Raw genomic sequence first — 12,236 nt, 5'->3', positions numbered from 1 at the left:
CAATGGCTAAAAACAACATACAAACATTAGATTTATTTAATACAGTAATAAATACTGATCAAAACCTGCTTCCGTATGATGGGACAGTTAATTATTTTGGAAAATTATTTTCACAACAAGAAGCAGATCACTATTTCGATGTATTGATGAATACCGTTGAATGGAAAAATGATGAAGCCTTTATTATGGGCAAACACATTATTACCAAAAGAAAAGTAGCCTGGTATGGAGATGAAGCCTATTCATATACCTATTCTAATAAATCGAAACTGGCGCTACCGTGGACAAAAGAACTGCTTGAACTCAAAAACATTTCGGAAGAACATACAGGCGTAATTTACAACTCTTGTTTGCTCAATTTATATCATAATGGAGATGAAGGCATGGCTTACCACAGTGATGATGAAAAAGCTCTGGCGAAAGATTCTGCCATTGCATCCTTAAGTTTTGGCGCCGAAAGAAGATTTCTTTTCAAACACAAGCAGAGCAAAGAAACCATCACGTTATTTTTAGAACATGGGAGTTTGCTGGTGATGAAAGATGAAACCCAAACGAACTGGCTGCACCGCCTCCCTCCTACTAAAAAAGTAAATCAGCCAAGAGTAAACCTCACCTTTAGAACAATGGTGGTTTAATCCTGGCTGATTAAAATTAAATGATGTGGAGTGGTTCGTGATGACACGTACCACAGCCATGTTTAATATTTTTTAATGTTTAAATTCCTTAATATCAACAATGCGGTCATCATCAGCATTTTTCTTTAAGAAAGATGTTCCATGTTCATTGGCTACCCAGGTATAATCTCTTTGGATATTTCCTACTAAGGTTTCTGGCTGGCTGGTTAATGAAGCAGGCAAAGGCAGGTTAAAGGTTTCGCCAGTTTTAGTATTTACCTGGTATAAAGCATTAGCCGTTAAAAATGCCAATGTAGTTTTATCGCTTGAATACATAAAGAATTTTCCCTGAATACGCTCATCCTCTTTTTGACGCTTGATTGGATAAACCCTGGAGTTGATTGTGGTAATAAAGAAATCATTGTTCACCAACATGTTACTTCTGGTCAATTCTTCTAAACCATTGGTATATTTTTGATCCTCAGCTCCTTTTGATGGTTTGTTTAAACTCACCACTTCTGTTTTACCGCCGTTTACATAAATAATATAAAAAGGGCTCATTTTATCCTTTCCATTGTCACTCTGAACTAAAACTGCTGTTTTTTGTGTATTAATAAAAGAAGCAACCTTAAATTTCTTACTTGCGGCATTTGGCGCATCATCAATGGTAATGGTGGTATCTCTGGTATTAATGGCGAAACGATCGGCAGCAGCTAATTTACCCGAATCGGTTTTCACAATGGTTAATATGTCTTTTGTTGATTTTGGGAATACGTTAAAATCATCACTTACCGCAAATGGGCGTGCTTTGAAAGTTTTTTCTGAGTTACCGCTACAACCAAATAGAACAACGGAAAGAAAGAGTGCATAAAGCGTAATTTTCATGGTTTAGTTTTTTATTTTTTGCTAATTTAAAATCTTTATTGCTTTTCTGTTGTTAAAGTCACCATAAAATTACGGTTTTTAGTTAAAAAATTGATTTGAGGGGTATTGGACGAGTTTTTTAACCACGAAGCAGATAATAGTACTCATTGTAATCCCTCATTTTTTTACCACAGAGATCACAAAGAAAATGCACAGAGAACACTGAGTTGGAATTCCATCATCCGTTTTACATTTTCCATCTTCCATCTTTTACCCTCTGTGCAAATCTCCTTAAATCTGCGGGAACAAATTCTAACAGTTTCCCGCTGATTTCACAGATCAACGCAGAACCCCATTCCATCATGCATATTACATTTTCCATCTTTTACCCTCTGCGCAAATCTCCTTAAATCTGCTGGAACAAAAACCTAATGGTCTCCCGCTGATTACACAGATCACCACAGAACCCATTCCATCATGCATATTACATTTTCCATCTTTTACCCTCTGCGCAAATCTCCTTAAATCTGCTGGAACAAAAACCTAATGGTCTCCCGCTGATTTCACAGATCACCACAGAACTCCATTCCATCATGCATATTACATTTTCCATCTTTTACCCTCTGCGCAAATCTTCTTAAATCTGCGGGAACAAAAACCTAATGGTCTCCCGCTGATTTCGCAGATCACCGCAGAACCCATTCCATCATCCGTCATACATTTTCCCTCTTCCAACCTTTACCCTCTGTGCAAGTCTCCTTAAATCTGCGGGAACAAAAACCTAATGGTCTCCCGCTGATTTCACAGATCACCACAGAACCCCATTCCATCATGCATATTACATTTTCCATCTTTTACCCTCTGCGCAAATCTCCTTAAATCTGCGGGAACAAAAACCTAATGGTCTCCCGCTGATTTCACAGATCACCGCAGAACCCCATTCCATCATGCATATTACATTTTCCATCCTTTCCCCAAATTATCTTAATTTTGATACACAAGACACAACGATATGAAGATTTTTGCCGAAACTGAACGTTTAATATTGCGGGAGCTGGTACCCGAAGATGCAGCAGGTATGTTTGAGATGGATGGCGACCCGGAAGTTCACCTTTTTTTGGGCAATAAACCTGTTCAATCCATCGAGCAAAGTAAAGCCGACATCGAATTTATCAGAAAACAGTATATCGAAAACGGAATTGGCAGGTGGGCAGTGATTGAAAAATCGACGGGCAATTTTGTGGGTTGGGCAGGATTAAAATTGATTAAAGAACTCACCAATAACCATAATAATTATTACGATCTGGGCTACAGGTTCAGCAAACGTTTTTGGGGTAAGGGTTACGCTACAGAAGCGGCCATAGCCGTAAGAGACTATGGTTTTAACGAACTTAAGCTTAATGAAATTATCGGCATAGCAGATATCAGCAACCTCGGATCAATCCATGTGCTAAAAAAAATTGGCTTAAAACAGATTTCTACCTTTGGATACCATGGCATACAGCACTATTGGATGAAGATTGAAAAACAAGCCTAAATTATCCGGTTATAAATCCTAATTTCGCCAAAAATTGAAAAACATGGAAACTAAAGACAGCAACGGCAATATTTTAAACGAAGGAGATTCGGTTACTGTAATCAAAACCTTAAAAGTTAAAGGAATGGCCAGCGATATTAAACAAGGTACAGCTGTTAAAAATATCCGTTTAACCGACGATCCGAAAGCCATTGAAGGTAAAGTAAACGGAACCGTTTTAGTGTTAAAAACCGAATTTCTGAAAAAGAAAAACTAAGTATCGATCAGTCAACAGGTTATTGCTATTTTTATTGGTTTAGTTTTTGATGGTAATAAGAAAATCATTAAACCTTATTATCATGAAACAACTTATCTTCTGTGGAATGCTGCTCTTCTTATTGAGTTCGTGTAAAGAGAAATTAGATCCTGCAAGCTTTACCAATACCAAATGGGAATTAACAGAACTTCCGGGTTTAACTTTGCCTGCATCGGCAAAAGCAACCCTAAACTTTGCCGACAGCTTAAAAATAAGCGGTAAATCTTTCTGTAACAGCTATGGTGGTCAGGCGGAGATTACTGACAATAAGATAACGGTTAAAAATGTTTTCGGTACCCGAATGTTCTGTCAGGAAACTGATGCAGCAGAACGTTCTTACCTCCATTCGTTAAACCAGGTAAACGGAGCCAAAGTTAAAGAGAACAAACTTTACCTCCTAAATGGCGATAAAACACTACTGGTTTTCACCAAAACGAACTAAATCTTTACAATCATAAAAAAGGCTGAATAAAGTATTTTTACTAATTTCGGCCTTTTGAGTTTAACGCAGGAGTAATGCCATCGATAACAGAAGATCTGAAGTTCTTTTTCTCAACCGTAAAGAATGCATTTAATTTATTTCAACAAAATGATCCTTTACGCTTGGCTGGGGCAACTGCATTTTTCACCAATTTTGCCCTTCCACCGATCTTAATTATCCTCATCAGGCTCTTCGGGATGTTTACCGATAGAAGATTATTGGCGACACACCTATTCGAACGTTTGGCCAGTATACTCGACAACGAGAGCATTACGCAGATCAGAACAACGTTAAGAAATATCCGCGGTATCGATCAGGCCTGGTACGTTACGCTGTTCAGTTTTATATTTTTCCTTTTTGTAGCTACTACTTTGTTCAATGTGATCAAAAACTCTCTAGAGCAGATCTGGAATATTGCTCAGAAAGATAAAAAAGGCATCATCAATACCCTTAAGTCTAGGGCCATATCGGTTACCATTATCTTGTTGGCGGGAGTATTGTTTTTTATTGGATTACTGGCCGATAGTGTTCAGGCTTACATTGGCGCTTATTTGAAGAATGGGGCACCATCCGTGGGTTTGATTTTAACCTCTGTTATTAATCAATTCGTGTTTGTGCTGATTGTAACCACATGGTTTACCATCTTATTCAGGTATTTAACCAATGGAAGGCCTAGCTGGAGGGCAGCCATTTCTGGCGGACTGTTAACCGGATGCCTTTTTACCGCAGGTAAATATATTCTAAGGATTTTATTGCCATTGAGCAATATCAGTAATATTTACGGTTCAGCAGGATCGATTATCGTGATTATGCTTTTCGTATTCTACTCTTCACTGATATTCTATTTCGGCGCTTCATTTATAAAAGCATTGAGCGTTGGCAGGGCAACCCCTATTATCCCAAAAAACGGATCTTTTGCTTACGAGCTAACCGAAGTTGAACCGGAAAAAGAAGACTAAATGCAGTTTTTTAATCAGTAAGACTTATTTATACTGTCAGGTTTTTGATCAGTTTATCAAGCAGGGTTTTCAATTGCATGATTTCTTCAAGGTTTATCCCCAGATGATCACCGAGCTGAGCCCTTAAAACCGGTGCTTTTTCTTTTAATGCCAATCCCTTTTCTGTAAGGGATATCACGATACTTCTTTCATCTTTTAATGACCTCACACGTTCTACTAGTCCTGTTTCCTGCATGCGTTTAAGCAAAGGAGTTAAAGTGTTCGATTGCAACATTAATTTCTCAGAAAGCAGACTGAGGCTAACCGCATCGGTTTCCCATAATACCATCAATACCAGATATTGCGGATAGGTTATGCCCAGCGTATCAAGCACGGGCTGATAACATTTGGTTACCAACCTCGAAGCAGCATAAAGGGGAAAACACAATTGATTTTCCAGTTTTAAAGACTCATCTAATTCCATCGCACTGTTTTTCTTTATCAATAATCAACAATAAAATATTCAGCTAAGTAAATCATTTTCTCCGAAATTTTTTACCAATAGCATAATCCTATATAAAATCGTCATTGCTTCATACTTCGCAATGACGATTTACGCAATTGTTGAATTCAATAATTAAATAACTTCCAATTTCACATCAATGTTTCCACGGGTGGCATTTGAGTATGGACATATCGTATGGGCTTTCTCTACCAATTGATGAGCCAGTGTGGCCTCAATTCCTGGGATATGCACCTGTAAAGAAACCCCTAACTTGAAGCCACCGTTTCCGTCCGGGTGCAGCGAAACATTTGCTTTAACCGTAGATGGCTCTTCAGGCTTAACCTTATCCTGATGCATAATTAAATTTAATGCGCTATCAAAGCAAGCTGCGTATCCGCCAGCAAAAAGCTGTTCAGGATTGGTATATCCATCACCATTACCACCCAACTCTTTTGGCATTCTCACTTCCAGTTCTAAAACACCATTTTCGCTTGTTATTTTTCCATTACGTCCGCCAGTTACTGTAGCGCTTGTTTCATACAACGTTTTCATATTATATTTTTTTATTTAAATCGCCAACGATTATATCGTTTACGATACAAATGTAAATAACAATTTTATAAAAGCAAATTTTATCTTTAAAATTTATAATAACTTTTTTCGGGTAAAGCGAAAATGATAGAAATAGGGAAATTTAACGCATAAAAAAAGGTGTCCATTTTAAATGAACACCTTTTCAATTTTGTTAATTTCTACTAAAGAATTCTATATCCTAAGCCAACTGTAAATAAGTTTAGCTTAGTACCCGGGTAACCCGATTTGTTGATTTTAGATAATCCCAGTTCGTAACGGGCATCAAAACTTAATTTTTTAATGTCAAGTCCGGCACCAAACTGCCAGGCTAAAGCCTGATTTTTGAAATCGGCACGGAATACACTTCCTGCCGCCTGACTGAAACTCTGGTTTTCATCTAAAATTAATGAAAACATTGGTCCTGTATTTAAACGTACACCAATACCAGCAGCACCGAATTTAGTACCCACCAATAAAGGCACATCTAAACTTGTAAACCTTACTTTATTTACCTCACCTGTTGCATCGCTTACCAAATTTGCTTTTTTACCAGAAACATAAAGTTCTGGTTGGAAGTAAACGCCTGCAGCACCTACCCTCGCCCAAAGGCCGCCATAAAAACCAGCCCGGTTTTCACTGCTAAAAGTGTTATCACTATCAAATTTCGAAAAATTTGCACCAGCTTTAATGCCCAGCTGGAAAGATGGCAATACCTGTGCACTTGCAAACAAGCCTGCCAGTAAAAATGCAACGGTTAAAGATAAAAATTTCATATTATGTTAATTTAGCTGGTGGCATTGTTAATGGCTTCTTGTTCTTTTAAAGCCTCAACATTGTTTTTATCACCAAAGTTTTGTGTTTTACCTGCAAAGTAATCTAAAATTCCTGATATAGTATCTAAGTTATCAGCTAAATTTTGATGTATATCTGGTAAATCTTTTTCAAGGCGACCATCGCCAAGTTCGATATTATCTACTTCAATTTTTCCAATTTTTTGAATAAGTGCTTGTTGAGAGTTTTGTAAATCTTCCAATTCACGTACTATTTTCTCCATTAACTCATACTTCTTTAAAGTGTTCATAGGTCTTATATTTTAGTTCAACTATTCTGTATAAACGCTTTAGCATTTATTTTGTTTGATTTTATCGATTTTTAACAAACAGATTTGGAAATCCTAAAAACAACTAATAAATTAGTTTAAAATTTCTGGTTATGAAAACTCTGCTTTTGTTATTGACATTGTTTAGTTTAAATCTTACCCTTTTCGCACAAAATGCGCCAGCGGTAGATAAAGAAAAACTTTTCGATTTTTACCAATCACAGCGTTATGCCGATGCCGCCCAGTACCTGAAAAGTATTTATGGTGAGGAACTGAATGATTTTAAAACCCTGAGCCAGATCGGTTACTGTTTTTTAATGGCGGGCAATAATGTTGAAGCAGAAAAATTTTATAGCAAGGCCTATGCGCTACAGCCACAAAACCTCCCCATTCTTTTTAGTTTGGGCAGCATCAATAACAAAAGGGGGAATAGTGAAAAGGCCAAAAAATATTATGGGGAAATCATAAAAATAGACAGCAATAATTTTAATGTGTACAAACTGTTAGCCAATCTTTATTCTTTGCCAACAGATTCAATGAAACTCATTTACCTGCTAAAAGCCAACAGCATTAATCCTTTGGAGGGTGATGTTGCTGCCGATCTGGCTGAGGTTCATTCTGCCTATCAACAATACGAAAAGGCTTATAATGTGCTTGATATCGCAATTAAAGGAGATAGTGATAATCTTTTTCTGCAAAGGGCGAAACTCCCGATAGCCAATCAGCTAAAAAAATATGCAGAGGTAATTGCCTCCGGAGAAAAGTTGTTAAAAGATGGTGCTGATGCAGGAGTAATAAAAGATGTGGCCAAGGCATATTATTACACTAAAAAATATCAAAAAGCCATCAATCTTTTTAAACTGCTTGAAGTACAAGCCATGCAAAATGAAGCTACTTTATATTATACCTCACTCAGTTACCGAGCACTGAAAAATTACGCGCAGGCTGCGGCTTATACCCAAAAAACAATCGATGAAGCCATTTCTCCCAATACTTCCAGCTATTATTCTTTATTGGGACTGGTTTATGAAGAAAACAATCAATTGAGCATGGCAAATGCTGCTTATAAAAAAGGGCTTCAATTTAAAGTCGTTCCTGCCCTGTACTATCGCATGGCGGTATTTTATGATACGCGCTTAAAACAAGGGAAAAATGCACTTAAATATTATAATCTGTATTTAAAAAGCAAACCAAGCATAATGGACGACAAGGAAGAGATCAGATTTACGAAAGATAGAATCGCACAATTGAACCTGACTGATTAGACCAGATCTTCGAAAACAGGTTTTACATTATCCCAAAATTCATCCAGGGCAATTATTCTTGGTTTAAAAAAGGAAATGAGTTCTGGCCAGTGTTGCTGGTTAAATATGCTTACGCCGCTGATGCTGATGGAAATTAAAGAAACCGTTTTCCCGAAATCATCAGTTGCATCTTTGATCCAGTCCCATTCTTCATTTACAGTATTGGTAAACATCAGTTTAAACTCTTCAAATTGTTCAAATATGAGGTGCCTGATATCGGCATCAGGATGGGAAAGCTGAATGCTGATAAAAGCTTTTTTACCGTCAACATCCATTTTAAAGAAGATATTCTTTACCCCAGTTTTATAGTTCGTCCAGTTTATGGTAGAACCACTCGCAGAAGGAACCGGTTTCATGTATTGCCCGAAACTGATCCAAAACTGTTGACGTAACCTCGCTGATTCTTCTTTACTGTACATTTATTTTTTGCCGCATCTCATAGAGGCTTTATCATCATTAACATAAATCGTCATTCCCGCGCAGGCGGGAATCTTACTACTCAGCGCATTAAGATTCCCAATCAAGTTGGGAATGACGATCATTCGCGTCCTTTTTACACCGCTGCAATATTAGCGATTAATATTTATATTCAAAATGATAGCTACCAGAGCCTATTTCTTCTTTTTTATCAGTTTTTGGCAAAATTACGGTAGCAGTGGCATTTACAGGAACAGTTACATCCAGTTTAAACACACCATCAGCAATTGTCCATGATGATTTAACAGTACCGTAAACGGTTTCCAGTTCTGCCGAAGCATTGGTTAGTTTTCCGCCTGGTCTTGGTGCAATTAAAATGGCTTTGTAACCCGGTTGTGCTGCTACAGGATTGATCCCTGCAATATTTTTATACATCCAATCGCCAATGGCCCCATAAGCATAGTGGTTAAAAGAATTCATATCTGCCGTTTGGAAAGACCCATCCTGCTTAATGCCATCCCAACGCTCCCAGATAGTGGTTGCACCCATTTTTACCGGATAAAGCCATGAAGGATAACTTTCTTGCATTAACAGGTCGTAAGCTACATCTTCATGCCCGAACCTGCTTAACACATGGCAAAGGTAAGGCGTACCTAAAAATCCCGTGGTAAGGTGATTTCCATAATCCCTTACATTGTCAACCAATCTCTGTGCAGCCTGCGCACGCAAATTTTCGGGCAGCATATCAAATTGTAAAGCCAAAACATAAGCGGTTTGTGTATTCGAGATCAACTTACCGCTCGGCGTCATGTTTTCTTTAATGTACGCTTCTTTTATTTTTGCTAACAGATCACTGTACTTTGCTATATCTTCTGTTTTGCCCAATACTTTTGCCGCATTTAAAAGCAATTGTGTAGAATGCGCATAAAATGTTTGTGCAATCATGTATTTATCCGTAACCGCGGCACGGCCATCATTATCATCGTTCGGGCGGTAAAATAACCAGTCGCCAAAATGGAAACCGGTATTCCAAAGGTTGTTTTTGGATTTTGAAGACATGTAATCGACCCATTTTTTCATGCTACTGTACTGGGTTTCCAACAGGCCTTTATCACCGTATATCACATACATATCCCAGGGAATAATGGTGGCTACATCTGCCCAACCTGCAGAACCTGCATCATTTTGGTTTAACACATTGGGTACCACAAAAGGAACGCTACCGCTAGGAAGCTGATCGGCTGAAACATCTTTTAACCATTTGGTAAAAAAACCCGCAACATCCATATTGTAAGCTGCTGTTGTAGCAAAAGCCTGTGCATCACCTGTCCAGCCCAAACGTTCGTCCCTTTGCGGACAATCTGTAGGTACATCAACAAAATTTCCTTTCTGCCCCCAGGAAATGTTATGCTGCAATTGATTTAATAAAGGATTTGAAGTGCTAAATTTCCCACTTGTTTTCATATCCGAATAAACCGCTACAGCGGTCAGGTTTTCCAGTTTAAGCTCGCCTGGATAACCATCTATTTTTACATACCTGAAACCCTGAAAAGAAAAATGTGGCTCGAATACCTGCTCAGTTTCCCCTTTTAAGATATAATTGTTCTGTTGTTTGGCCGTACGAAGATTGGTGGTGTAAAAATTTCCTTCTTTGGTTAATACTTCAGCATGGCTGATGGTAATTTTTGTACCTGCCGGACCTTTTGCTTTTAGCATTACCCAACCTACCAGGTTTTGCCCGAAATCGACCACAGTTTCGCCCAAAGGTGTTTTAAATATTTTTAAGGCTTTAAATTCTTCGTGTTTACTCACCTGCGGACCACTCATGCCTACTAGTTTTTCCGGTCCGTTTGGCAGCTCCTGCACAGGTTTCCAATTGGTATTTTCTTTAAAGTTAGTGTTGTTCCAACTATTTTGTTCTAACCTGGCATCATAAGTATCCCCATCGTAGATATTAGACGATCTTATCGCTCCGTAACTGGATTTCCAGCTGTTATCGCTCAGAATAGTTTCTTTGCTTCCATCGGTATATTCCACTTCAAGTTGCAGTAATAAAGCTCTTGTATTGCCATAAAACTCTTTTTGTGAGCCAAAACCGATGCGTCCTTTATACCAGCCATCGCCCAGTGAAACACCGATTACGTTGACACCTTTTTTCAAAGTATTTTTCAGCTCGTAAACCTGGTATTGAATGTGGTTTTTATAGCTGGTCCAGCCCGGTGCGAAATAAGCATCGCCCACACGCCCGCCATTGATGCTGGCTTCGTATAATCCTTTTGCAGTAATGTAGGCGGTTGCAGAGCGGACTTCTTTTTTTAGGTTAAACTCTTTTCTGAACAATGGGCTGGCGAGTGAAGTATCTTTACCTTCCACAGCGATCCATTTTGCTTTCCAGTCTTCAGCTTTTAAACCCGTTTGAAAATATTGCACCGTCGACCATGCAGAAGTATTTCCGTGGTTATCTTTTGCCCTAACCTGCCAGTAATATTTTGTTTTAGATGATAACTGAGGACCATTGTAAGTTACTAAAACCGATTGATCATTATTAACGGCGGTTTTCCAAAAAACTTTGTCAATTTTTGGCGAGGTACCCAACCTGATTTCGTAATTGCTCTGTTTGGTTTTTTTTGCTGCAGAAATGATTTTCCAGCTAAACCTGGGTTTAGGATTATCAATACTAAAAGGATTTACCAAATGCTCAACAGTTAAATCTTTTAAAGAGATTTTTTGAGCTGAAGCATTTACTGTAAATAAAAATAGCAAGGCAATGGTAAACATTGCGCTTAACATGCGGGAGATTCTGTTCATAAATGGTTAGCGTTAAATTTTTAGTTTTAACACTGCTATATTCAACAATATAATTCAACCAACCATCCTGCACTGTCATGAAAAATTAAGCGTTAAAACAACGCCTATTATCATTCAAAAAACTAAAAATCAATTAATTACACATAAAAAAAGGGAGGCAAAATTACCTGTTCATTAAACGGGCTACGTACTTCCCGATAATATCGAATTCTAAATTTACGGTATCACCAACATTAACCTCCTGTAAATTGGTGTGTTCAAAAGTATAAGGGATGATAAATACCGAAAATTCGTCAACTTCAGAATTTACTACGGTTAAGCTGATACCATTTACACAGGCCGAGCCTTTTTCTACGGTTACATTTCCGGCAGAACCATCATATTTAAAACGGTATTCCCAGCTGCCATCCAGTTCTTCGCGTTTAACGCAAACCGCAGTCTGGTCTACATGGCCTTGTACAATATGACCATCTAAACGGGCATTCATCTGCATGCAGCGTTCCAGGTTGATTTTACTGCCTACTTTTAAACCATCAAGATTGGTTTTATTTAGCGTTTCATCAATGGCGGTAACGGTATGTGTTCCATTATTTAAAGCTACCACAGTTAAGCAAACCCCGTTATGGGCTACGCTTTGGTCAATCTTTAATTCATGACTGATGGCCGATGAAATGGTAAAGTGGATATTGGTATGATCGTTTTTGATGGCGGTAACCTCGCCAAGTGTTTCTATAATTCCTGTGAACATTTTATATTTCTCTTTTTTCTACAACGTCATTCCCGCGCAGGCGGGAACCTTAA

General features: G+C 38.1%; 14 protein-coding genes. 6 read left to right on the top strand and 8 right to left on the bottom strand.

Going from position 1 to position 12,236, the window contains the following annotated elements; genetic code table 11:
* Positions 1-2 precede the first annotated feature (2 nt).
* Complete coding sequence (locus U859_RS0117205; protein WP_025144574.1) at positions 3-635, top strand: alpha-ketoglutarate-dependent dioxygenase AlkB family protein; 633 nt, start codon at positions 3-5, stop codon at positions 633-635.
* Positions 636-707: 72 nt separating this feature from the next.
* On the opposite strand, the gene U859_RS0117200 is transcribed toward U859_RS0117205, so the two are convergent.
* On the bottom strand, positions 708-1,499 hold the full coding sequence (locus tag U859_RS0117200) for a hypothetical protein (RefSeq protein WP_025144573.1): 792 nt from the start codon (positions 1,497-1,499) through the stop codon (positions 708-710).
* A gap of 991 nt (positions 1,500-2,490) precedes the next feature.
* Here U859_RS0117200 and U859_RS0117190 point away from each other — a divergent pair.
* From U859_RS0117190 to U859_RS0117175, 4 genes are all read left to right on the top strand, one after another.
* Positions 2,491-3,015: a GNAT family N-acetyltransferase gene (locus tag U859_RS0117190; protein WP_025144572.1), complete on the top strand. Its 525-nt coding sequence runs from the start codon at positions 2,491-2,493 to the stop codon at positions 3,013-3,015.
* Positions 3,016-3,058: 43 nt separating this feature from the next.
* Complete coding sequence (locus U859_RS0117185; protein WP_025144571.1) at positions 3,059-3,271, top strand: alkylphosphonate utilization protein; 213 nt, start codon at positions 3,059-3,061, stop codon at positions 3,269-3,271.
* An 82-nt stretch (positions 3,272-3,353) separates the two neighbouring features.
* Entirely contained in the window at positions 3,354-3,752 is a 399-nt protein-coding gene (locus U859_RS0117180) for an META domain-containing protein (protein ID WP_162799976.1), read from the top strand.
* 74 nt (positions 3,753-3,826) lie between these two features.
* The gene (locus U859_RS0117175) at positions 3,827-4,750 is read left to right on the top strand and encodes a YihY/virulence factor BrkB family protein (RefSeq protein WP_025144569.1); all 924 of its coding nucleotides are present in this window, start codon (positions 3,827-3,829) and stop codon (positions 4,748-4,750) included.
* A gap of 28 nt (positions 4,751-4,778) precedes the next feature.
* Here U859_RS0117175 and U859_RS0117170 read toward each other — a convergent pair whose 3' ends face one another.
* The 4 genes from U859_RS0117170 to U859_RS0117155 form a co-directional block, all read right to left on the bottom strand.
* Entirely contained in the window at positions 4,779-5,213 is a 435-nt protein-coding gene (locus U859_RS0117170) for a MarR family winged helix-turn-helix transcriptional regulator (protein ID WP_025144568.1), read from the bottom strand.
* A 153-nt stretch (positions 5,214-5,366) separates the two neighbouring features.
* Positions 5,367-5,786: an organic hydroperoxide resistance protein gene (locus tag U859_RS0117165; RefSeq protein WP_025144567.1), complete on the bottom strand. Its 420-nt coding sequence runs from the start codon at positions 5,784-5,786 to the stop codon at positions 5,367-5,369.
* Positions 5,787-5,989: 203 nt separating this feature from the next.
* A complete protein-coding gene (locus U859_RS0117160) occupies positions 5,990-6,580 on the bottom strand; it encodes a porin family protein (RefSeq protein WP_025144566.1) in 591 nt (196 codons plus the stop codon).
* A gap of 11 nt (positions 6,581-6,591) precedes the next feature.
* The gene (locus U859_RS0117155) at positions 6,592-6,888 is read right to left on the bottom strand and encodes a hypothetical protein (RefSeq protein ID WP_025144565.1); all 297 of its coding nucleotides are present in this window, start codon (positions 6,886-6,888) and stop codon (positions 6,592-6,594) included.
* Between the two features lie 131 nt (positions 6,889-7,019).
* Here U859_RS0117155 and U859_RS0117150 point away from each other — a divergent pair, with 131 nt between their 5' ends.
* Positions 7,020-8,171 (top strand): tetratricopeptide repeat protein, encoded by a 1,152-nt coding sequence (locus U859_RS0117150; RefSeq protein WP_025144564.1) that lies wholly within the window; start codon positions 7,020-7,022, stop codon positions 8,169-8,171.
* On the opposite strand, the gene U859_RS0117145 is transcribed toward U859_RS0117150, so the two are convergent.
* The 3 genes from U859_RS0117145 to U859_RS0117135 form a co-directional block, all read right to left on the bottom strand.
* Positions 8,168-8,629 (bottom strand): DUF4268 domain-containing protein, encoded by a 462-nt coding sequence (locus tag U859_RS0117145; RefSeq protein ID WP_025144563.1) that lies wholly within the window; start codon positions 8,627-8,629, stop codon positions 8,168-8,170. The two genes, U859_RS0117150 and U859_RS0117145, sit on opposite strands and share 4 nt — an antisense overlap.
* Positions 8,630-8,786: 157 nt before the next feature.
* A complete protein-coding gene (locus U859_RS0117140; RefSeq protein ID WP_025144562.1) occupies positions 8,787-11,435 on the bottom strand; it encodes a glycoside hydrolase family 78 protein in 2,649 nt (882 codons plus the stop codon).
* Positions 11,436-11,598: 163 nt separating this feature from the next.
* Complete coding sequence (locus tag U859_RS0117135; RefSeq protein WP_025144561.1) at positions 11,599-12,183, bottom strand: riboflavin synthase; 585 nt, start codon at positions 12,181-12,183, stop codon at positions 11,599-11,601.
* Positions 12,184-12,236: the final 53 nt, after the last annotated feature.

This window comes from Pedobacter jeongneungensis, from assembly GCF_000633455.1.
Lineage (GTDB): Bacteria > Bacteroidota > Bacteroidia > Sphingobacteriales > Sphingobacteriaceae > Pedobacter > Pedobacter jeongneungensis_A.
Note: the sequence above shows the minus strand (reverse complement) of the source record. Positions and strands in the feature narration are given on the sequence as shown.